Source organism: Acidovorax sp. A1169, from assembly GCF_030704685.1.
Taxonomy (GTDB): Bacteria; Pseudomonadota; Gammaproteobacteria; order Burkholderiales; family Burkholderiaceae_C; genus Acidovorax.
Window position 1 is genome coordinate 43,304 of sequence record NZ_JAUZDX010000030.1, and the last position, 21,155, is coordinate 64,458.

General features: G+C 67.3%; 22 protein-coding genes. 10 read left to right on the plus strand and 12 right to left on the minus strand.

Annotation, left to right across the window (positions count from 1 at the left end; genetic code table 11):
* Window positions 1-60: 60 nt before the first annotated feature.
* Window positions 61-1,515 (minus strand): aldehyde dehydrogenase family protein, encoded by a 1,455-nt coding sequence (locus QYL93_RS29635; RefSeq protein ID WP_305747036.1) that lies wholly within the window; start codon window positions 1,513-1,515, stop codon window positions 61-63.
* 117 nt (window positions 1,516-1,632) lie between these two features.
* Between QYL93_RS29635 and QYL93_RS29640 the strand changes: the two genes are divergently transcribed.
* A complete protein-coding gene (locus QYL93_RS29640; protein WP_110537842.1) occupies window positions 1,633-2,595 on the plus strand; it encodes a LysR substrate-binding domain-containing protein in 963 nt (320 codons plus the stop codon).
* Between the two features lie 9 nt (window positions 2,596-2,604).
* Here the strand turns inward: QYL93_RS29640 and QYL93_RS29645 are convergent, their stop codons facing one another.
* On the minus strand, window positions 2,605-3,423 hold the full coding sequence (locus QYL93_RS29645) for an SDR family NAD(P)-dependent oxidoreductase (RefSeq protein ID WP_305747037.1): 819 nt from the start codon (window positions 3,421-3,423) through the stop codon (window positions 2,605-2,607).
* 122 nt (window positions 3,424-3,545) lie between these two features.
* Here QYL93_RS29645 and QYL93_RS29650 point away from each other — a divergent pair, with 122 nt between their 5' ends.
* The gene (locus tag QYL93_RS29650; RefSeq protein WP_370877073.1) at window positions 3,546-4,505 is read left to right on the plus strand and encodes an SMP-30/gluconolactonase/LRE family protein; all 960 of its coding nucleotides are present in this window, start codon (window positions 3,546-3,548) and stop codon (window positions 4,503-4,505) included.
* Between the two features lie 22 nt (window positions 4,506-4,527).
* Window positions 4,528-5,460: an aldose 1-epimerase gene (locus QYL93_RS29655; RefSeq protein WP_305747039.1), complete on the plus strand. Its 933-nt coding sequence runs from the start codon at window positions 4,528-4,530 to the stop codon at window positions 5,458-5,460.
* A 21-nt stretch (window positions 5,461-5,481) separates the two neighbouring features.
* Here the strand turns inward: QYL93_RS29655 and QYL93_RS29660 are convergent, their stop codons facing one another.
* The 9 genes from QYL93_RS29660 to QYL93_RS29700 all read right to left on the minus strand — a co-directional run bounded on the left by QYL93_RS29660 (window position 5,482) and on the right by QYL93_RS29700 (window position 12,410).
* Window positions 5,482-6,096, minus strand: a complete 615-nt coding sequence (locus tag QYL93_RS29660; RefSeq protein ID WP_305747040.1) for a chemotaxis protein CheC — start codon at window positions 6,094-6,096, stop codon at window positions 5,482-5,484.
* A gap of 1 nt (window position 6,097) precedes the next feature.
* Complete coding sequence (locus QYL93_RS29665; RefSeq protein ID WP_305747041.1) at window positions 6,098-6,460, minus strand: response regulator; 363 nt, start codon at window positions 6,458-6,460, stop codon at window positions 6,098-6,100.
* A complete protein-coding gene (locus tag QYL93_RS29670) occupies window positions 6,457-8,094 on the minus strand; it encodes a diguanylate cyclase (RefSeq protein WP_305747042.1) in 1,638 nt (545 codons plus the stop codon). The genes QYL93_RS29665 and QYL93_RS29670 overlap by 4 nt, the downstream gene beginning before the upstream one ends.
* Window positions 8,075-8,608 (minus strand): molybdopterin-dependent oxidoreductase, encoded by a 534-nt coding sequence (locus QYL93_RS29675; protein ID WP_305747043.1) that lies wholly within the window; start codon window positions 8,606-8,608, stop codon window positions 8,075-8,077. Before QYL93_RS29675 ends, QYL93_RS29670 begins: the two co-directional genes overlap by 20 nt.
* A 277-nt stretch (window positions 8,609-8,885) precedes the next feature.
* Complete coding sequence (locus tag QYL93_RS29680) at window positions 8,886-10,487, minus strand: rhodanese-related sulfurtransferase (RefSeq protein WP_305747044.1); 1,602 nt, start codon at window positions 10,485-10,487, stop codon at window positions 8,886-8,888.
* Between the two features lie 31 nt (window positions 10,488-10,518).
* Window positions 10,519-11,172: a cysteine dioxygenase gene (locus tag QYL93_RS29685; RefSeq protein ID WP_305747045.1), complete on the minus strand. Its 654-nt coding sequence runs from the start codon at window positions 11,170-11,172 to the stop codon at window positions 10,519-10,521.
* A gap of 424 nt (window positions 11,173-11,596) precedes the next feature.
* On the minus strand, window positions 11,597-11,950 hold the full coding sequence (locus tag QYL93_RS29690; protein ID WP_305747046.1) for a hypothetical protein: 354 nt from the start codon (window positions 11,948-11,950) through the stop codon (window positions 11,597-11,599).
* Between the two features lie 6 nt (window positions 11,951-11,956).
* Window positions 11,957-12,121, minus strand: a complete 165-nt coding sequence (locus tag QYL93_RS29695) for a hypothetical protein (RefSeq protein ID WP_305747047.1) — start codon at window positions 12,119-12,121, stop codon at window positions 11,957-11,959.
* A gap of 106 nt (window positions 12,122-12,227) precedes the next feature.
* Window positions 12,228-12,410 (minus strand): hypothetical protein, encoded by a 183-nt coding sequence (locus QYL93_RS29700; protein WP_305747048.1) that lies wholly within the window; start codon window positions 12,408-12,410, stop codon window positions 12,228-12,230.
* 37 nt (window positions 12,411-12,447) lie between these two features.
* Between QYL93_RS29700 and QYL93_RS29705 the strand changes: the two genes are divergently transcribed.
* Window positions 12,448-13,554, plus strand: coding sequence for an LLM class flavin-dependent oxidoreductase (locus QYL93_RS29705; protein WP_305747049.1), 1,107 nt, complete (start codon window positions 12,448-12,450; stop codon window positions 13,552-13,554).
* Between the two features lie 65 nt (window positions 13,555-13,619).
* On the opposite strand, the gene QYL93_RS29710 is transcribed toward QYL93_RS29705, so the two are convergent.
* Window positions 13,620-14,642: an ABC transporter substrate-binding protein gene (locus QYL93_RS29710; RefSeq protein ID WP_305747050.1), complete on the minus strand. Its 1,023-nt coding sequence runs from the start codon at window positions 14,640-14,642 to the stop codon at window positions 13,620-13,622.
* Between the two features lie 223 nt (window positions 14,643-14,865).
* Here QYL93_RS29710 and QYL93_RS29715 point away from each other — a divergent pair, with 223 nt between their 5' ends.
* The 6 genes from QYL93_RS29715 to QYL93_RS29740 all read left to right on the plus strand — a co-directional run bounded on the left by QYL93_RS29715 (window position 14,866) and on the right by QYL93_RS29740 (window position 21,106).
* Window positions 14,866-15,687, plus strand: coding sequence for a class II aldolase/adducin family protein (locus QYL93_RS29715; protein WP_305747051.1), 822 nt, complete (start codon window positions 14,866-14,868; stop codon window positions 15,685-15,687).
* Window positions 15,684-16,838 carry an acyl-CoA dehydrogenase family protein gene (locus QYL93_RS29720; protein WP_305747052.1) on the plus strand — a complete coding sequence of 385 codons (1,155 nt, stop codon included), beginning with the start codon at window positions 15,684-15,686 and terminating at the stop codon, window positions 16,836-16,838. The genes QYL93_RS29715 and QYL93_RS29720 overlap by 4 nt, the downstream gene beginning before the upstream one ends.
* A gap of 152 nt (window positions 16,839-16,990) precedes the next feature.
* Window positions 16,991-17,944, plus strand: coding sequence for an ABC transporter substrate-binding protein (locus tag QYL93_RS29725; protein ID WP_305747056.1), 954 nt, complete (start codon window positions 16,991-16,993; stop codon window positions 17,942-17,944).
* 76 nt (window positions 17,945-18,020) lie between these two features.
* The gene (locus QYL93_RS29730; RefSeq protein WP_305747053.1) at window positions 18,021-19,229 is read left to right on the plus strand and encodes an MFS transporter; all 1,209 of its coding nucleotides are present in this window, start codon (window positions 18,021-18,023) and stop codon (window positions 19,227-19,229) included.
* Window positions 19,230-19,370: 141 nt separating this feature from the next.
* On the plus strand, window positions 19,371-20,426 hold the full coding sequence (locus QYL93_RS29735) for a methionine ABC transporter ATP-binding protein (RefSeq protein WP_305747054.1): 1,056 nt from the start codon (window positions 19,371-19,373) through the stop codon (window positions 20,424-20,426).
* Between the two features lie 14 nt (window positions 20,427-20,440).
* Window positions 20,441-21,106 carry a methionine ABC transporter permease gene (locus QYL93_RS29740; RefSeq protein WP_057206961.1) on the plus strand — a complete coding sequence of 222 codons (666 nt, stop codon included), beginning with the start codon at window positions 20,441-20,443 and terminating at the stop codon, window positions 21,104-21,106.
* The last annotated feature ends 49 nt before the right edge of the window (window positions 21,107-21,155 follow it).

The window sequence follows — 21,155 nt, forward strand, 5'->3', positions numbered from 1 at the left end:
GTCTGTTGTTGACGCTGTTGTGGAAGAAAGAAATGCACTGCGGGAAAGAAACCGGTCGATTCAAGCGAGCATGTAGCCGGTCTTGACGGTGGTGTAGAACTCTGCGGCGTAGCGGCCCTGCTCGCGCGGGCCGTGGCTGGAATCCTTGCGCCCGCCAAAGGGCACGTGGAAGTCCACGCCCGCCGTGGGCAGGTTGACCATGGTCATGCCGACCACGGCATTGCGCTTGAAATGCATGGCGTGCTTGAGCGAGGTGGTGCAGATGCCCGCGCACAGGCCATAGGGCGTGTCGTTGGCCAGGGCCAGTGCGTGCTCGTAGTCATCGGCACGCAGCACACAGGCCACGGGGCCGAAGATCTCCTCGCGCGCAATGCGGTGCTCGGGCCGGGCCAGAAACAACGCCGGGGCCATGTAGTGGCCGGGCGTGGCGCGTTCCAGCCGCTCGCCGCCCCAGACATGCTGGGCGCCTTCGCTTCGGGCGATCTCTATATAGGAAAGGTTCTGCTCCAACTGGCTGGCATCGGCCACCGGGCCCATCTCGGTGCCGCGCTCCAGCGCATGGCCCACCTTGAGGGCCACGAGCCGCTGGCGCAGCCGGTCCACGAAGGCATCGTGCACACGCGATTCGACGATCAGCCGGCTCGATGCCGTGCAGCGCTGGCCGGTGGAAAAATACGAGCCTTGCAGCGCGCAGTCGATGGCCTGGTCCATGTCGGCGTCGGCCAGCACCACCAGCGGGTTTTTGCCCCCCATCTCCAACTGCACCTTGGCGCGGCGCGCCGTGGCCGACTTGAGGATGCGCTCGCCGGTATCGACCGATCCTGTGAAGCTGATCGCATTCACCAATGGGTGGTCCACCAGGGTCTGGCCTACCTCGCGGCCGCTGCCCATGAGCAGGTTGAACACGCCGGCCGGCAGGCCGCAGCGGCTGATGATCTCGGCCAGCGCCCAGCCGCAGGCGGCCACCAGCTCAGCCGGCTTGAACGCCACCGTGTTGCCATAGGCCAGGGCGGGGGCGATCTTCCAGGCCGGAATGGCAAAGGGGAAGTTCCACGGCGCGATGACGCCTACCACGCCCACGGGCTCGCGGGTCACGTCCACCTGCACGCCCTGGCGCACCGATGCCATGAGCTCGCCCGGGATGCGCAGCGCCTCCCCGGCAAAGAACTTGAAGATCTGGCCGGCCCGGGCCACCTCGGCCACGGCCTCGGGCAGGGTCTTGCCCTCCTCGCGGGCCAGCAGCGTGCCCAGCTGGTCCTTGCGTGCCAGGAGCTCGCTGCCGATCTGGTCAAGCACGTCGGCGCGGCGCTGGGGGCTGCTGTGGCTCCAGTGAGGCAGGGCGTCGGCGGCGGCGCGGATGGCGCGCTCGGTCTGGTTGCGGTCGGCCCGGGCGTACTCGGCCACCACTTCACGGGTGTCCGAGGGGTTGGTGCTGACCCCGGTGGTGGTGCCGATCTCCCAGCGACCATTGATCAGGTGCCGGGGGGTGAGCTGCTGTGTGTCGCCGAGTTTCATGGGGACCTGGGAAAGAACCTTGGTGCTGGTGTTCGGCAAAGTCTAAGATCGATTTAGATATCAATCTAATAGTTTTTTGACAAAATAGATATACATCCACGCATTCTGGAAAACCCCATGAGCACCTACAACCACTGGTTCATCCGCGCACGCCTGAAGACACGCCAGTTGCTGCTGCTGGTGGCCTTGGCCGAGGAAGGCAACATCCACCGCGCGGCCCAAGTGCTCAGCATGACCCAGCCGGCCGCGTCCAAGCTGCTAAAGGACCTGGAGGACGTGCTGGAGGTATCGCTGTTCGAGCGCCTGCCGCGCGGCATGCGCCCCACCTGGTATGGCGAGACCATGATCCGCCACGCGCGCATGGCGCTGGCCAGCCTGAACCAGGCGCATGTGGAACTGGCGGCCCTCAAGACCGGGCATTTCGGGCAGGTGGGCATAGGCGCCATCACCTCGCCGGGCCTGAGCCTGCTGCCCGCCGCCGTGGCCCTGGTCAAGCAGGAGCACCCGAGCCTGCGCATCTCGCTCGATATTGAGACCAGCCCGGTGCTGATGGACCGGCTGGAGCAGGGCAAGCTCGACATCCTGGTGGGCCGCCTGTTCGCCGAGCACGACAAGACCAACCTGCGCTACGAGCCGCTGAGCGAGGAACTGGTCTGCGCCGTGACCCGCCCGGGCCACCCCCTCTCGGGCATGGCCGGGCTGACCCTGCGCGATGTGCTGGCCGCCGGCTGGATCGTGCCGCCCGCAGGCAGCGTGCTGCGCCACCGCTTCGACCTGATGTTCCAGCAGGACGGTCTGGCGCCGCCGGTCAATGTGGTGGAGACCGCTGCGCTCTTGTTCATGACCCGCATGCTGCAGCAGAGCGACATGATCGCCGTGGTCGGGGCCGACGTGGCGCACTACTATGCCTCGCACGGCATGGTCACCGTGCTGCCGCTGGCCATGCCCTGCCACATGGATGCGTTTGGCATCATCACCCGCACGGACCGCCTGCTGTCACCTGCGGCCAAGGTGATGATGAAGGCGCTCAAGCAGACCAGCCTGAGCCAGTACGGCCGCAGGCTGGAGGCGGGGGATTAAAGACCGGTCCTAGACCCAGCCGGCATCCACTTTGAACTCCTGGGCCGTGCACATGGCTCCATCGTCCGAGGCCAGGAACAGCACCATGCGCGCAATGTCGTGCGGGCGCAGCTTGTCGGGCAGGCACTGGTTGCGCGCGATCTCCTGCTCGCCTTCGGCATCGAGCCAGAGCTTGATCTGGCGCTCGGTCATCACCCAGCCGGGCGATACGGTGTTGATGCGGATGCGGTCCTGCCCCAGCGTGCGCGCCAGGCCGCGCGTGAGCCCGTTCACCGACGACTTGGCAATGGCATAGCACGGGTAGCCCGCGCCCTTGCCCTGCCAGCCCGTGGAGCCCAGGTTGATCACCGCGCCCGCGCCCAGGCGCCGCATGCCCGGCACCACGGCCTGGATGGCGAAGAAGGCGGGCCGCTCGTTGATGGCCATGCGCTCGTCGTAGTAGTCGGGGGTGACGGACTCCAGGGTGTGGCGGTCGTCGCTGGCCACGTTGTTGACCAGCACCGAGAAATCGCCCAGCGCACCAGCGGCCTCGCCCACGGCGGCCTGCAGGGCCGCAATGTCCCGCACGTCGCACACCTGCCACCAGGGGCGTTCATGGCCCGCGTCCGCGAGCTGCTGGGCCAGGGCTTCGCTGGCCTCGCGCGCCACGTCCACGAAGGCCACGCGCGCACCCTGTTCGGCAAATGCTGCGACGATGGCTGCGCCAATGCCGCTGCCCCCGCCGGTGACGAAGACCGCGCGGCCGCGCAGGCTGGGAAAACGCGAGAGTGCGGCAGCATCCGGGGTGGCGCTGGCGGGCTGAAGGAGGGGGGGTGTAGAAATTGTCATTGCAATTTGTATATCAATAAATTCCAAAAATACTGCTTCCGTGCATCAATTGGCGTTGATAAGATGCCCGGCGTCAAGAGGCATCGCGTTGCAGATGCCCAAACAACAACAGGAGACAGGCTTTGAGAAACCAGGACAACCCCGCTCGCGGCGCCCCCACATCCCCGGCATCAAGATTTCCATCGCCCGCCACCACCGGGCCTTTGCGCTGCGTCGCAGAGGCCGGTGCCGAGCTGGGCGAAGGCCTGGTGTGGTCGGTGCGCGAGCAGGTGCTGTACTGGCTCGATATCCTGGGCTGCCGCCTGTACCGGCTGGACCCGGCCACCGGTGAGCAGCTGCAGTGGAGCTTTGCCGAAGAGATATCGGCCCTGGCTGAGCGCGCGGATGCTCCGGGGCTGATCATCACCTTGCGGCGCGGTTTTGCCCTGTTTGACCCCGCGACCGACAGCGCCCCGCGCTACCTGCACCAGCCCGCGGCCGAGCTGCCAGGCAACCGCTTCAACGACGGCAAGTGCGATGCCGAGGGCCGCTTCTGGGGCGGCAGCATGGACTTTGACTGCAAGCTGCCCACCGGCGGCCTCTACCGCTACGACCCCGATGGCCGCTGCTCGCGCCACGACGAGGGCTTTGTGGTGACCAATGGGCCCACCTGGGCGATGGCCAATGGCCGGCAGTGCCTGTACTTCAACGACACCCTGAGCGCCATCACCTGGCGCTACGACTTCGATGCGGCGGCTGGCACCGTGTCGAACAAGCAGGTGTGGAAGCGCTTTGGCCCCGAGGAGGGCCTGCCCGACGGCATGACCACCGACGCCCTGGGCCGCATCTGGATCGCGCACTGGGGCGGCCACTGCGTGAGCTGCCACGACCCCGAGACGGCCGAGGAACTGGGCCGGGTGGTGCTGCCCGCCAGCCAGGTCACCACCTGCGCCTTTGGCGGGGTGGATTTCCGCACGCTGTTCATCACCACCGCGCGGGTGGGCCTCACACCCGGGCAACTGGCTGCCGAGCCGCTGGCCGGCGCCGTTTTCGCCGTGGAAGTTGATAGCCCTGGCGTGCCGGCCCATCTGTTCGGCGGCTGACCCCCTTTATGAAAGCATGCACATGAGCGATACAACCCACCCCATCACCTGGCTGCGCCATGCCGGGCAGCACCTGGGGCTGGTCCCTTCGCTGGGCGGCAGCGTGGCTGCCTGGCAGATCGACGATCCGCAGCAGCCAGAAGGGCGCCTTGACCTCTGGCGCCCCTGGGACGGCGCCACGCCCGACCTGTACCAACTGGCATCGTTCGCCATGGTGCCCTGGTCCAACCGCATCAGCGGCGGTGGCTTCACGCACGGCGGGCAGTTCCATTCCATGCAGCCCAACCGGGCGGGCGAGCCGTATCCCATCCACGGCGATGGCTGGCTGCAGCCGTGGGTGCTGTCGCAGCCCGCCCCGGACACGCTGCAGATGCAGCTGCGCTCGGAGCGCTTTGGGGGCAACCCGTACGTCTATGAGTCGGTGCAGACCTTTCGCCTGGTGGAGGGCGGGCTCGACCAGCATGTGCTGGTGCGCCACCTAGGCGCCGAGCCGCTGCCCTACGGCATTGGCGTGCACCCCTGGTTTCCGCGCACGCCGGGCACGCGCATCAGCGCACCGGTGCAGGCCGTCTGGCGGTCCGGCAATGACCCGTTGCCGACCGAACACACCGCGCAGTTCCCCGAAGGCTGGGACCTGAATACTGGCGTCTCGGCCCATGGCACGCTGATCGACAACGGCTACACCGGTTGGGGCGGCACGGCGCAGATCGACTGGCCCGAGCACGGCCTGCGGTTGACCGCCCGCATGCCCGACTTCGGTGCCGATGGTGGTGCCGGGCAGCACTTTTGCCTCATCTACCGCCCACCGCAGGGCCCGGCCTTCTGCTTCGAGCCCATCACCCAGCCCATCGATGCCTTCCACCTGCCGGGGCAGCCGGGCCTGCGCGTGCTGGAGCAGGGCGAGTCCTTTGCGCTGAACGTGCAGTGGCGCTATGGCCGGCTGGCGGTTGGCTAGCAACAGCCCATTCCCTTCGGATCAATCCACCTCTGCCTGGCGACCCAGAAGCCGGTCCACTGCCGCGCGCAGCGCCAGCAAGGACGTGGTGTTGAGCACGAACACCACGAAGCCTTCGATCTGGCTGCTGAGCAGCTCGAAGCGGATGTGCAGGAATACCACCAGGTGGTTCTGGATGCGCGTGCCCAGAATGGTGCGGCTGTCACCGACATCGACCCGGGGCGGGCTCAGCTCGAACTCGTTGCCCAGCAGGTCTGCCAGGGTGGCCAGGCAGGAGCTGAGCATCACGTTGCCCAACTCGGTCATGGCATCTTGCTCGATGGCGCTCAGGTCCTCGCCCGGCACACTCTGGCCCGCAACGATGCGGACGATCTCCAGGCTCTTGTCGCCCGGAAAGATCAGCAGCGCGTCGCCGCTGAAAACGCCCCGGAAGGGCTGGCGAACCCCGTACATGGTGCTGCCGGCGGTGCCCAGTTGCTGCGCCGCCTCGCTCACCGTAAAAATGCTCACGTGCGGCACCGAGAGCAGTACCTCGTCGTGCATGAGCTTGCCCATGGCCGCGGCCGCCTTGCCGACACCGATGTTGAAAATCTCGCTGAGCGCGTCGATTTGTTCCGCATCAAGCTTGGCAGTCATGTCATGCTCCTGCCAGTGCCGCGAGCTTCCTCGCTGCATCGGCTGTGATGGGTTTTGCAATGAATACCAGGCCGGCCTCGTCGATGCGTTCCTGCATCGCAGACTGGACGTTGGCGGTGAGGATGGCGATGGGCAGGTGGGGCCGGGTCTGGCGCAATGCCAGGGCCGCCTCCAGGCCGGTCATCCCGTGCATGTTGAAGTCCATGGACACCAGGTCCACCGGGTGTTCTTCACACATTTTCAGGGCTTCCTCACCGCTGCTGGCGTGCAGGATGGTCCAGGCGGGGTGGTCCTGCAAGACGAATCCTTGCAGGATGAGCCGGGACATGCGGCTGTCGTCAACGATCAAAAGTCGCAGGCTCATGGCAGGATCTCGGTTGTATCGGGAGACGTGATGGATCGTTCGTAGGCCAGCACCTTGTTGCGGCCCGTGGCCTTGGCGCGGTACAGCGCCTGGTCGGCCCATGCCAGGATGGTCTCGATCCCGGCATCCCGGTGCGCCATCTCGGCCATGCCGATGGACACGGTGATCCTCAACGGCTCGCTGGCGATGGAGAGGATCTGCAATTGCGAGATGGCTTCGCGGATGCGCTCGGCAACCAGGTGGGCACTTCCGGTGGACGAGTGGGGCAGCAGGGCCGCAAATTCCTCGCCCCCCAACCGCCCCAGGATATCGGCCTCGCGCAGCGCGCCCGCGATGGAGGTGGCGCAGGCGCGCAGCGAATCGTCGCCGGTCTGGTGCCCATACTGGTCGTTGATGCGTTTGAAGTGGTCGATGTCGATCATCAGCACCGTGCACGGCTTGGCATGGCGGCGGCAGTGGTCGAGCAGTGCGGTGCCGCGCTCCAGAAAGGCCCGCCGGTTGAGCAGACCGGTCAGCGAATCGCGTGTGGCCAGTTCACGCAGCTGCGACTCCAGTTGCTTGTGCGTGCTGATGTCGAAGCCCCACAGCAGATGGGCCAGCTTGCCATCGACCTCGATGAGGCGCGCCGAAAGGGAGCTCCAGCGTGGATTCTTGGTGCCGATGAGCGCTTCCATGCCATCCACCTGGCCATACTTCTCCAGCGCATCCATCAATTGCCGGCTGGTGCCAGGGTCGTGCAGCAGCTCTGGCAGAAACAGCTTCATGGGTGGCCACTGCAGCCCCAGGCGTTCCACCATCTGGTTGTTGATGAAGTGCACGAAGCCGCTTTCGACGTCCACGAGAACGACGTCGCTCGGGCTGGAGTCGAGGATGAAGCCCAGCAGCGCGCGGCTCTCCTCGATCTTGCGCGTGCGGCTGGCCACGCGCATCTCCAGCTGGCGGTTGGCCTGTGCCAATAGCTGGGACAGGGCCTGGGCCGCCCGGGCTTCGTGCAGCAGCTTGCGGATCAAGAGGGCCGTGCCGATCAGCAGGCCCCCGAGCACGGCGCTGAGCAGCATGAAATGCTCGTGCAGGTCCTGGCGAACCCGGTCCGTGTCCTGTGAGGAAAGCAGGTGTACCGCCACCACGGCCTTGCGGGTGCTCTGCAGCAGGGCATCGGCGTGCGCGATGATGTCTTCGCTCAGGTCGGCACGCTCGGACGGTGCCGAGGCCATGGGGCTGGACCAGCGCTTTACATGCCGGCCCAGTTCCTCCAGATCGAGTGCTGGCAGCGCCAGATCCTGCCGCAACCGCGCGCCGATGCGCTGGCTTGCGCCGGCCATGTCCAAGGTGCTGTAGAGAACTTCCAGTCGCTCGCGCAGTTCCTCCTCGGGCGCCTCCAGCGCTTTCACCTTGCGCGCCAGCAGGGCGACCCGCCCCAGCTCGCTGTGCACGCTCGACACGTACCACAGATCGCTTTTCTGAAACGGCTGCGCCAGCGATTGCACCTGCCGAAGCGTCCACCACAAGGCGATGGATGTGGCCACCACCATGGCCAGCACCAGGGCCAGCAGCCAATAGGTTCCGCGCTGGTGGCGTGGCAGGCGGGCGGCTTGCGCCGCAGGTGACAGGGGCTTATCGGACGGAGAGGACATTGACCTGCCAGATGGTGCGGTTGACGTAGTCCTGCTTTTGCAACTGGGGGTGTGCGTCAAAGGGATAGATCAGGATCAAGGGGCCCTTGTCGCGCACGCCGATCGGCTGGTGATTGCGACGGTAGGCCAGCACCGGGTCGTACTGCACCAGGTCGCTCCATGGGATGCGCACGGCGTAGTCGTTCAGGGCGGTCAGCTCGATCTGGTGTCGCTCGTTGCCGCCCATCCGTTCCACGAGCTGGCGCAGGGATACGCCGCGCCACTGGGACTTGCCGGCAATCCCCAGTGCCTGCGGCAAGGTGGTGACGATGTCACGGGCCGGCAGCCTCTCCAGCGCCTGGAGGTCGCAGGCCAGGGCTGGCAGGGTTGGGCGTTGCAGTTGCAGCACCGGCCGCGCGCCTGTTGGCTGGCACACCAGGCTGGCATGGGAGGGCAATGGCAGCCACAGGCTGGACAGGACAACAAACAGGGCGAACGCTGCACAGGGCAGCCCCGCGCGAAAACAGGGCGTCATGAAGGAGTCTCGCTGGCTCGCTCCTCGAATGCAGTGTCAGGAGCAGACGCAGCGACTATGCCGGGATGCTCTGCAAGGTGGGCCTGTTTACGCGCAGTTGTGGGGGGCAATAGGCCCGCTTTGACAATTGTTGACAGCTTGGCCATGCAGCCCGGCGCCGCGCAGGGGTTGAAGCGCGGCGTATTCCGGGCGCCCATGGTGCGCAAGAATCGCCCCCGGCACCCGGGGCTCCACGCATGTGCGGGTCGGCCCTGCCGGCCGCACCTGCGGTACCGCTTCAAATGACCCGAAAGCCGTGCGTCCCGTCGCGGCCCAACTGCTCGACCAGCCCGAACTCCCAGTCCAGGTAGGCCTGCATGGCCTCGCGCGGGCTTTCCGTGCCCTCATAGGGGCGGCGGTAGCGGTCGGTACGTGGCGATGCCAGGCGCGCTTCGCCATGCTCCAGCGGCAGGCCCTGGTCGATCCAGGCCTGGGTGCCGCCGTCCAGCACCTGCACTTCGGCCCCGGTCAGGCGCGCCAGGTCCTGCGCCGCATAGCGGGCCAGCAGGCTGCTGCCGCAGGTGAGCACGTAGCGGCGCGCCTGCGGGATGGAGGCCACGGCGTGCGCCAGTTGCGAGCGAAGCGCGAACCAGGCACCTGGGATATGGCGCTGGGTGTAGTTGGCGCTGCTGGTGAGGTCAAGCACGGCGGTGTGCCCGGCCGGCTCCTGCTGCAGCCATGCGGCCAACTGCTCGGGCGTGGTCCAGGCGATGGGGCCTTTCGGCTCTGGCACGGAGTTGGCGACGGCGCCGGTTTCTTTGAAGTCTGCGGGTTGCGCGCTGTCGAGCACCCACACCTCCCAGCCCATCTGGGCCAGCCACGATGCGCTCATGTTGGCGCGCACGCCGTCGTCGTCCACCAGTACCAGGCGCGCGCCGCGCACGGGAGCAGTGTGGTCCGTCTCCTGCACCAACTGGCCACCAGGCGTGTTGCGAAAGCCCGGCAGGTGGCCGGCCGCAAACTCCTCGGGCGTGCGCACGTCCAGTAGGTAGGTGGTGCGGCCGGCCTCGGCCACAAAGCGGGCCAGGTCACCGGCCTGGGCGCGCTGCACGCGGGCGCGGTCGGCCACGCTGCGCGCCTGCTGTGGCGCCTGGGCGCGGTCGATATGCACGGCGGGATCGAAGCGGCGGCTGGCGCCACGCTCCAGCGTCTGCCCGGCCAGCAACCAGCCAATGGTGCCGTTGCGCAGGGCGGCCACGGGGTTGGGAATGCCCGCATTGACCAGCGACTGCGTGCCGATGATGCTGCGCGTGCGCCCGGCGCAGTTCACGATGATCTGTGTGGCCGGGTTGGGCGCCAGCGCCTGGGCGCGCAGCACCAGCTCGGCACCGGGCACGCTCACCCCCGTGGGGATGTTCATGGTGTGGTACTCGTCGTAGCGGCGCGCATCGAGCACCACCACGTCGGCCTTGGCGTCGATCAGGGCCTGCACCTCTTCTGCGGCGAGGGAGGGGGTGTGGCGCTCGGCCTCCACCAGCTCGCCAAAGGACTTGCTGGGCACGTTCACGTCGATGAACAGCTCGCCCCCGGCATCGCGCCAGCCCTGCAGGCCGCGGGTGAGCAAGGTCACCCGGGTGTAGCCCAGCTGCTGCAGCGTGCGCGCCGCCGGCTCGGCCAGGCCCTCGCCATCGTCGTAGACCACGATGAAGGTGTCGCGCCGTGGGATGCGCGTCCAGGCGTCCAGCTCGATCTTGCCCGCAGGCAGGTTGGCGGCGAACAGCGGGTGGCCCTGGGCATAGGGGTCTTCCTCGCGCACGTCGAGCAAGGCGATTTCCTCGCGGGCAAGCAGGGCCTGGCGGACCTGGAGAGCGGAAGTCTGGGGAATGGCGGGAGCAGTCATTGCGGGATCGTACGGGTCTTTGGGAGCAGGATCAGGCCGAGGGGGCGGGGTTGCGGGACAGGTCCCAGATGTTGGGCAGGGTGCTGTTGCTGTAGCCCGAGATGAAGGGTTTGCGCGTGCCGTCTTCGAGGTACACGCTGCGCTGCACGGCACCGATGTTGGCACCGTAGACGTGGATGCTGATGGAGGTCTGGCCATCCACCGCGTTGCCCACGCGGTGCACGTCGCCGATGGTGGGGGACACGGCCTCCACCTGGCCTGGCTGCAGGCGGTGCGGTGCACCGTCGGGCGCCCAGCGGCCATCTGCCGTGCGGGCAAAGGCCTGCGAATCCTCGGCCCCGCGCAGCATGCCGATCAGGCCCCACACCGTGTGGTCGTGGATGGGCGTGGCCTGGCCCGGGCCCCAGACGAAGCTCACCACCGAGAAGCGGCCCAGGGCGTCGGCATGCAGCAGGAACTGCTGGTAGCGCTCGGGGCTGGGCTGGGCATAGGCGGCGGGCAGCCAGTCGTCATGGGCCACGAGCGCGGCGAGCAAGGCGCTGCCGTGCTTGAGCAGTTCGGGCTCGGGCGGGGCGCTTTCCACCAGTGCGGCCAGTTGCTGCACGAAGCCGCGCAGGCGGGCGGTGTCGGGCGGCGCCTCGGCGACGGCGGATTTGTCAGGAACGGCGAGGGCAGGGGCATCCATGTCCGGTATTGCACCAGCATTGGCCGTGGGGGTGTGCGGCATCGTTTGCATATCCATTTCCGTTTTTCTTCGTTCTCTTTCGGTGCCCCGTAGTTTGCAATGCGTTCGGTCCGGTGCCTGCACCGTCGTCGTCTTCATTCAAGAGGGTATCCAGCATGAACACCAGGGGCCAGATTCTGGGGGGAGAGGAGCGCTGGTCGCGCCGGTAGTTGCTGCGTGCAACGGGGGCGGCCACGGTGGTGGGATGGGCCTGGCCGTTGAAAAGGGCGAGGCCCAGGCCATTGCCGACGGCGGCCCCAAGCTGCTCCTGGTCCAGCGGTGAATCAAGGGCCTGGTGGACCTGGCCTCCAAGCTCTCGAGCGAGTCTGTGGCCAAGACTTGCTGCGTGCTCGGCGTGAGCGGCCCTTCTGAGGCGGACGCGCCCCTACTTGCGGTTCTTGCGGTACACGTCGCCCACCGAGTTGGTCAGCGATGCCTTGTCGGGCGCCACGCGCATGGTCATCGGCCGTTCCTTGCCGCCCGCGATGCAGGTGAGCAGCAGCACGCCGGCACCCGGTTGGTAGCGGCAGTGGGCATAGGCCTTCTGGCTGTCGCGCAGCACCACCGTGCCCTGGGCGTCGAAATCCATGAAGTCGTCGGTGAAGCCCAGCTTCTTGCGGTCTTCGGCCAGTTGCCAGGTGCCGGCCAGCCAGCCGGTACCTTCCTGCGCCAGGGCGCTGCCGGCACAGGAGAGTCCCAGCAGGAGTGCCATGACGGCGTCCACAGTTCGTATGGCCATGCGGTCCTACTCCTTGCGTCCGCGGGCTAAGTAGATACCGCCCAGCACCAGCAGGATGAGCGGCATGCCGATGGCCACGAAGCCTTGTTCCTGGAAGTGCCGCAGGTTGGCGAGCAGCCAGACTCCGCCGACGGTCATACCGGCGATTCCGGCCTGGGTCTTTCGGTTCATCTCAAACCCTCCGGGGCGGGTACGGTAGGCACGGACATCCCTTGGATGCAATGCATGGAAATCCCTCTCTCGTCGTGTTATTTCCGGCATTCTGCCAGGGCTGCGCTCAACCCCCCAGCGCGTTCATGGCGAACGGCGCCGCCGTCAACATGCGCATGTCCTGCGCGTGGGGTGGGGCCGAGGGGCAGTGGTGATCGCACACCGCAGCGATGGCCGCAGGCGGTATGTGCGCAGTGAATTTGTAAACGCGGTTTTCTTCGTTGGCTGACTGCGGTGGGCGTTCCATCATGGACCGGTTCATTTACTTGCCTCACCAGGAGCCCGCTATGCCCGTCCAGTTCATCGGCATGATCCAGCCGCACGAAGTCTCTGAAACCATCGCCCGCAAGGGCCCGGCCGTGGACTCTGCCTACGTGCGCGTGTTTGCCCAGGCGCACGAGCACGCAGGCTTCGACCGCATCCTGGTGCCGGCCAGCTCGTCGAGCCCTGACACGCTCCTCACCGTGGCCTATGCCGCCTCGGTCACCGAAAAGATCGGCTTTCTGCTGGCCCACCGCCCGGGCTTCGTGGCGCCCACGCTGGCCGCACGCCAGCTCGCCACGCTGGACCATTACACCGGCGGGCGCCTGGCGGTGCATTACATCAGCGGCGGCTCCGACGAGGACCAGCAGCGCGATGGCGATTTCCTGGACCACGACCAGCGCTATGCACGCACTGACGAGTACCTGGAACTGCTGCGCCGCGTGTGGATCGCCGACAAGCCCTTCGACCACGAGGGTACCCACTACCGCGCCAAGGGCGTCTGGTCCGAGGTCAAGCCGCTGCAGAAGCCTTATGTGCCCATCTTCTTCGGCGGAGCTTCGGCGCCTGCGCTGCACGTGGCTGGCAAGCACGCCGACGTGTATGCGCTGTGGGGCGAGTCGCTGGCCCAGGCCGGTGATCTGGTGCGCCGCGTGCGCGCCGAGGCCACGCTGCATGGACGCGAGGTGCAGTTCAGCATCTCCTTTCGCCCCATCCTGGGGAAAACCGAGGACGAAGCCTGGGCGCGCGCCGATCAGATCCTCGAAGACACGCGCCGCCTGCGCGTGCAGCAGGGCTACTCGCGCGGCGTGGGCCCCCAGCAGAGCGAGGGGGCCCAGCGCCTGCTGGCCGACGCCGCCAAGGGCGACCGTGTGGACGAGCGCCTGTGGACGGCCATCGCCCGCGAGCTCGGTGGGCGCTCCAACTCCACGTCTCTCGTGGGCACGCCCGAGCAGGTAGCCGACGCCCTTCTGAAATACTACGACCTGGGCATCACCACCTTCCTGATCCGCGGCTTCGATCCGCTGGTGGATGCCATCGACTATGGCCGTGAACTGCTGCCGCTGGTGCGCGCCAGGGTGGCCGAGCGGGACCAGCACACCGCGGCACACTTGGCGCTGAAGGTGGCCTGAGCACTGCGCCTTGCAGGCAGATGCGGCGCGCACTCCTTGCGGGGGCGCGCCGCAGTGCTTTGGGCTCAGGCGGGTGATTGCACCGCTCCTCTTGCCCCCAATGCACCGCTGAAGCTGCGGTCCCACAGCGGTGCCACCTGGGCCGGTCCATCGAGCACGCCCAGGTGCAGGAATGTGTCGGCCACGGCCTGGTGGCCTTGGACCACGCCATCGTCCACGGCGCGCAGGTCGTAATCGGTGCCGCGGTTGTTCCACAGCTCGATCAGGTCGCCCACGGGCACGCGCGTTTCTTCCGATTGGGCGCGGGCATAGGCCAGGTAGTTTCCGTTGGCCCAGAGGTAGGCACGGCGCAGGCGCTGCAGGTAGTCGCTGATGGCGACGTGTTTGAGCGGGTCCTGCACAGACCTGGGGTTGGCATAGATCGGGAAATTGCCCGAGAGGTAGCCATCCCCGGTCTTGAGCACGCGCGCGCCATAGCGCAGGCGCGCCAACTGGCCGTTGTAGCCATAGATGGCCCAGGCATCGAGGTCGCCCCGGTCAAAGGCCGACAGGCCGTCGGCCGGTGTGAGACTCACAGGCGTGATGTCGGCAAACGACAGGCCCGCTTCGGCCAGCTGCCGGCTCAGAAAATAGTGCGAGGTGGTCGCGCGCACATAGCCCACGCGCTTGCCCCTGAGGTCGGCGATGCGCGTTATGGGAGCGTCCTTGCGCGCAAGGGTGACCTGGTTGTTCAGATCCTCGCGCGTGACGGCGATGAAGCGCACCTGTGCCTTCTGCCGCGCCGCGAACAGGGCCGGTATCTCGCTGCCTGAGCCCAGGTCCAGCGCTTCGCCGTTGATGGCCTCGATGTGCAGCACGCCGTTGTTGAGCTCGCGCCACTCGATACGGTAGGGCGTCTGCCCCTGGCCGCTGGCCGCGATGAGGGGGCGCCACAGGCCCTTGTAGGTGCCGATGCGCAGGGTGACCTTGGAGAGATCGGTGGCACCTGCCGCCACGGCGGGTGCGCCCAGCGTGGCCAGGGTGGCTGCGCCCAGGCCGGCGCGAAGCAGGGTGCGGCGGTGGGTGCCGGAGGTGGTTGGCAGTGGCATGGAGAAAGTCCTTTCGTCGTTCTGCGGGAATGCCAAGGTTCCAGCAACCGCTTTCCCGCTCCAACGACCATTGCGTAGCATCGATATGCGAAAAATCAGCGCGCTGCAGCCTGTGCCACGCCTCATGCCAAAACCGAATGTGCACACGCGCTTTTCTTCGTTGGCGGTGCCGGGGGGCGGCCTTTATGGTGGGCAGCACATTCCCCAGACACAAGGCCTCCCGATGTCCTCCTGCGCCACGCTGCTGCATTCGCCGAACCTTCCTGCCCGCAATCCCGCACCCCAGCGCAAGGACTGGTTCGACCCGCCGGCCGCACGCCCCACCCTGGAGGCCGAGCGCCGCCACCGGCAGGAGAACCTGGCGGTGGCCTTTCGGCTGTTTGCCCAGCATGGCTTCGACCATGGCCTGGCGGGCCACATCACGGCGCGCGACCCGGAGTGGGCGGACCACTTCTGGGTCAACCCGCTGGGCCTGCATTTCTCACAAATCAAGGTGTCGGACCTGTTGCTGGTCAACTCAGTGGGCGAGATTGTGGTCGGCAACGGCCCGCTGAACCGGGCGGCGTTTGCCATCCACGCTGCGCTGCACGAGACGCGGCCCGACATCGTGGCCGCTGCGCACACGCATTCGACCTACGGCAAGGCCTGGTCGGCGCTGGGCCGGCGGCTCGATCCGCTCACGCAGGACTCGTGCATCTTCTACGAGGACCATGCGCTGTTCGACGACTTCACGGGCGTGGTGCTGGAGACGGACGAGGGCTTTCGCATCGGCGAAGCCCTGGGCAACAAGAAAGCCGTGATCCTGCAGAACCACGGTATCCTGACCGCAGGCCCGTCGGTGGAGGCCGCCGCCTGGTGGTACATCGCGCTCGAAAATGCCTGCCACACCCAGCTGCTGGCCGAGGCCGCGGGCGTGCCCCGGCCCATCCGCCCCGAAGTGGCGCGCCACACGCATTCGCAGATCGGTGGGCCGGGCGGGGCGCACTTCACCTTCAAGAGTCTGTTTGACATCGTGGTGCGCGAGCACCCAGAGGTGCTGCAGTGAACGCGCCGCTCACGGCAGGCCAACTGGCCCGCACGCTGGCCGTGGAGTTTGGTGCTCGCGCCGCCGTGCACGACCGCGAAGGCAGCTTTCCGCACCGCAACTTCACAGAGCTGCAGCAGGCCGGCCTGCTGTCGCTGGCCGCATCGCGCCACCTGGGCGGGCAGGGTGCATCCCTGGCCCAATTGGGCGAGGTGGTCGGCGCTGTGGCCCAGGGCTGCCCGGCCACCGCGCTGGTGCTGACCATGCAGTACATGCAGCATCGCGCCATGGGCCGGGCCGGATCGCCCTGGCCCGAGGCGCTGGCGCGCCAACTGGTGCAGGAGTCGGTGCGCGAGGTCTCGCTGATCAATGCCCTGCGTGTGGAGCCCGAGCTGGGCTCGCCCGCGCGCGGCGGCCTGCCGGCCACCGTGGCGCGGCGCGCGGGTGAGGGTGCGGGCGCGGGCTGGCGCATCACCGGCCACAAGATCTATTCGACCGGCGCACCCATCCTGCGCTGGTACGTGGTGTGGGCCCGCACCGACGAGGAGGCGCCGCGCACCGGCGCCTTCCTGGTGCGGGCAGGGGCGCCCGGCATCCGTATCGACCCCACCTGGGACCACCTGGGCCTGCGCGCCAGCGGTAGCCACGATGTGCATTTCGACAGCGTGCCGGTGCCCGCCAGCCATGCGCTGGAACTGCGCCTGCCGCAGGACTGGGCGCGGGGTGACTCCGCCGTGCAGGCCGAGATGGTGGTCCTGCTGGGCAGGCTCTACACCGGTGTGGCACGGGCTGCGCGCGAATGGCTGCTCGACTTTCTGCGCACGCGCACCCCCGCCAGCCTGGGCGCGCCGCTGGCCACTCTGCCGCGCGTGCAAGAGACGGTGGGCACGCTCGAAGGGCTGCTGCTCACCAATGAACGCCTGCTGCGCGGCTTGGCGGCCGACGTGGATGCAGGTGTGCCGGTCTCGTCGGTGGACAGCGGCCTGATCAAGTCCACCGTGACCCACAACGCCGTGCATGCGGTGGAGGTGGCCCTGTCGCTCACCAGCAACCACGGCCTGGCCCGGCGCAACCCGCTGGAGCGCCATCTGCGCGACGTGCTGTGCGGGCGCATCCACACGCCGCAGGATGACAGCGTGCATGTGGCGGCGGGCAAGGCGGCCCTGGGCTGACGGGGCAAGCGGTCCCGGGGTGCCGACCCCGGACGGATGTCCGCTGCATGCGAAAACCGCATATCCATGGACGCAAGGCTTCGTTGGCCTGGCGCGCGGCGGGTGCTGCAATGAAGCCTGTCCAACCCGATCACTTCTTGTCCAACGCCACCATGCTGCGCCGCCAATTCACCCAACTGCTGACCTCCTCCGTCGCCGCCAGTTCCTTTCTGTCGCCGGTGCTCACCCATGCCCAGTCGCGCGTGCTTCTGCGCGCGGGCGACCAGAAAGGCGGGCTGCAGGCCCTGCTCGACGCTGCAGGCGAGCTCAAGAACCTGCCCTACGACATCAAGTGGAGCGAGTTCCCGGCCGCCGCGCCGCTGGCAGAGGCGCTCAACGCCAATGCCGTGGATTTCGGGCCCATCGGCGATGCGCCGCTGCTGTTCACCCTGGCCGCTGGTAGCCGTGTGAAGGCCTTTGCTGCGAGTCGCTCAGATGCCTATGGCACCGCGGTGCTCGTGGCGCCGAATTCACCGCTCAAAACGGCGGCCGACCTCAAGGGCAAGAGCGTTGCGACCAACCGTGGCTCCATTGGCCACTTCGTCACGCTCAAGGTGCTGGAGTCGGCGGGCCTCAAGGCCGACGACGTGCAGCTGCGCTTCATTCCACCGCCAGACGCCAAGCTCGCGCTGACGCAGGGTTCCGTCGATGCCTGGGCCACCTGGGAGCCCTACACCGCGCTGGCCGAGACCAGCGGCCATGCGCGCGTGCTGGTCAACGGGCGCGGGCTGTGGACCGGGCTGAGCTACCTGGCCGCCACGGAGGTGGCCCTGGCCGAAAAGACCGCCGTGCTGCAGGACTTCAAGGAGCGTGTGGTGCGCGCCCAGGTCTGGTCGTACCAGAACGCCAAGCCTTTTGGCCAGTCGCTCGCGCGCATCATCGGCATTCCGGCCGACGCCGCGCAACTGCAGTTCGAGCGCCGCGCCACGCGCTGGCAGGACATCGACGCCCAGGTGCTGGCCGACCAGCAGCGCACGGCGGATTTCTATCTGGCGGCAGGGCTCCTCAAGCAGCGGCTGGACGTGCGGGGTACCTTCGATACGCGGTTCAATACCGGCAAGGCCTGACGGCTGGGGCCCAGCGCCCCAGGGCATTTGACCCGCCGCCTGCAGCTTGGCGCGCTGCGCCGCACAATCGGCGCCTATGCATTCTTCCTCGACGATGCTGCGCCTGATCAGCGTGGCGGCCTTCTCCAGCATGGCATCCATGCGCGTGTGCGATCCGATGCTGGTCACCCTGTCCCAGGAGTTCCATGTCACCACCGGCGATGCGTCGGCGGTGATCGCCGCGTTTGCGGTGGCCTACGGCGTGCTTCAGCTCTTCTACGGTCCGCTCGGTGACCGCTTTGGCAAGGTGCGCGTGATCATCGGCGCCACCTTCGCCTGCGCGGTATTCAGTGCCGTCACGGCCCTGGCGCCGACCCTCCCGGTGCTGGTGGTCTCGCGCGCTTTCATGGGCGCGGCGGCGGCCGGCATCATCCCTTTGTCCATGGCCTGGATCGGGGACAGCGTGGCCTACGAGCAGCGCCAGGAGACGCTGGCCCGGCTCATGGTGGCCACCGTGTCGGGGATGATGGCGGGCCAGTGGTTCGGCGGCTTCGCGGTGGAGGCCCTGGGCTGGCGCTGGGCGTTTGCCGTGCTGTCGGTTCTTTTCCTCACGGCCGCCACCATGCTGCTGCGTCAGGTACGCGCCACGGCAGCCCGTGCGGCGGTGTCGGGTGACGGCGCGGCCGAGCCGGCTGCGTTCTCGCTGCAAGCCTATCTGGCCACCACCGGCCGCCTGCTGCGCATGCCCCGCGTGCGCTGGGTGCTGGCCATCGTGGCGGTGGAGGGGGCCCTGGGCTTTGGCACCATGGCCTTCGTGCCGGCGCGCATGGTCGATGGGTTCGGCCTGTCCTCATCCGCTGCGGGCGGAGTGATGGTCCTCTATGGGGTGGGCGGCCTGGTCTACAGCCTGATGGCGCGCCGCTGGCTGGCCTTGCTGGGTGAGAGGGGCTTGGCATTGCTGGGCGCCACGATGATCGGCGCGGGCCTGCTGCTCCTGGCCTGGGCGCCGCTGGTACCTATGGCGGTGCTGGGCTGTTTCTCTGCCGGCCTGGGTTTCTACATGCTGCACAACACCTTGCAGGTGCAGGCCACGCAGATGGCGCCCGAGGCGCGGGGCACGGCAGTCACCTTGTTCGCATGCCTGCTGTTCCTGGGCCAGTCGCTGGGGGTACTGGCAGTTGCGGCCAGCGTGGACCGTGGGTGGATCGCGCAAGTGTTCTCGATCGCCGCCGTATGCGTGGTAGTGCTGGGTGTGCTGGTCTCGCGCAAGGTCAAGGGGCGGGTTCCGCAGACTGCCGCCGTCTGATTCCGACATCTAAATAACCAAACTGTCTTATTACCCAATTTTTTGATAGTTGGTTTCTTTATGTTGCAATAGTACATTCCCTTATCCTTTTCATCCAGGGCCGAACCGGCGCCACAGGCGTACGGCGGCCCTTTGCGTTTCATGATCGACTTACGGGGTATCACCCAGATTTACCCGGGCCCACAAGGCCCGGTGGAAGCCCTTCGGGGCATCGACCTGCACATCAACCCGGGCGAGGTCTTCGGCATCATCGGCAAGAGCGGTGCTGGCAAGAGCTCGCTGGTGCGCGTGATCAACCTGCTCAACCGCCCCACAGAGGGCGAGGTCATCGTCAATGGCCGCGACCTCACCAAGCTCAATGACGCGCAGCTGCGCGAAGCGCGGCGCGACATCGGCATGGTGTTCCAGCATTTCAACCTGCTGTCCTCGCGCACGGTGTTCGACAACGCCGCGTTGCCGCTGGAGCTGGCGGGCATGGACAAGGCCGCCATCCGCGAGCGGGTGAACCCGCTGCTGGAGCTGGTGGGCCTGTCGGCCTTGGCCAACCGCTACCCGGCGCAGATCAGCGGCGGGCAAAAGCAGCGCGTGGGCATTGCGCGCGCGCTGGCCAGCCGCCCCAAGGTGCTGCTCTCGGACGAGGCCACCTCGGCGCTCGACCCCGAGACCACGCGCTCCATCCTCGACCTGCTGCGCCAGGTGAACCGCGAGCTGGGCCTCACGGTGGTGCTCATCACCCACCAGATGCAGGTCATCAAGCAGGTGGCCGACCGCGTGGCCGTGATCGAGGCCGGCCGCATCGTGGAGCAGGGCCGCGTGCTGGAGGTGTTCACGCGCCCGCAGCAGACCATCACCAAGAGCCTGATCGACGAAATATTGCCGCAGGAGCTGCCCGCCAGCGTGCTCGACCACGTGCGCAAGCTCACCGGCCAACTGGACGCCACGGCGCCCGGCAACACCGGCCGGCTGCTGCGCCTGTCGTACTCGGGTGACAGCGCCTACCAGCCCATCCTGTCGCAGCTGATCCGCGAGTTCGGCGTGGACATGAGCATCCTGCACGGCCAGGTCGACGAGATCCAGGACGAGACCTTCGGCTCGCTGGCGGTGTACGCCAGCGGCGAGCCCGCGCGCCTGCGCGGCGCCGTGGAGCACCTGCGCGCTGGCGGCGTGGCCGTCGAAGAAGTCACCATTGAAACCTGAAGAGGCAAGAAGCCATGTTTGACCATTTCACTCCCGCCATGCTGGAGCTCTTCGCCTCGTCGCTGTGGGAGACGCTCATCATGGTGGGCATATCCGGCCTCGTCGGCGGCCTGCTGGGCGTGCCGCTGGGCGTGTTCCTGCGCCTCACCGACCAGGGCGGCGTGCTGGAGAACAGCCCCGTGAACAAGCTTGTGGGCTGGCTGGTGAATGCCGTACGCTCCACGCCCTTCATCATCCTGCTGGTGGCCATCATCCCGTTCACCCGCTTCATCACGGGCTCATCCATCGGCACGGCGGCGGCCGTGGTGCCTTTGACCATTGCCGCTGCGCCCTTCGTCGCGCGCCTGGTGGAGGCTGCGTTGCGCGAGGTGGACCATGGACTGGTCGAAGCGGCCCAGGCCATGGGGGCTACCACCAGCCAGATTGTCTGGAAGGTGCTGTTGCCTGAGGCTTTGCCCGGTATCGTCGCGGGCTTGACCATCACCTTTGTCAGCCTGACCGGTTACTCGGCGATGGCTGGGGCCATTGGCGGTGGTGGGCTGGGTGACCTGGGCATCCGGTATGGGTACCAGCGGTTCTTGCCGGAGATCATGCTGGCGGTGGTGTTGGTGTTGATCTTTTTTGTGCAGGCGGTGCAGAGTTTGGGGGATTGGGCTGTGCGCAGGCTGAGCCATCGTTGATTTGTTGGCTGTGGTTGCTCTTTGCCTGGTTTTAGGGCGGAGGCCGGGA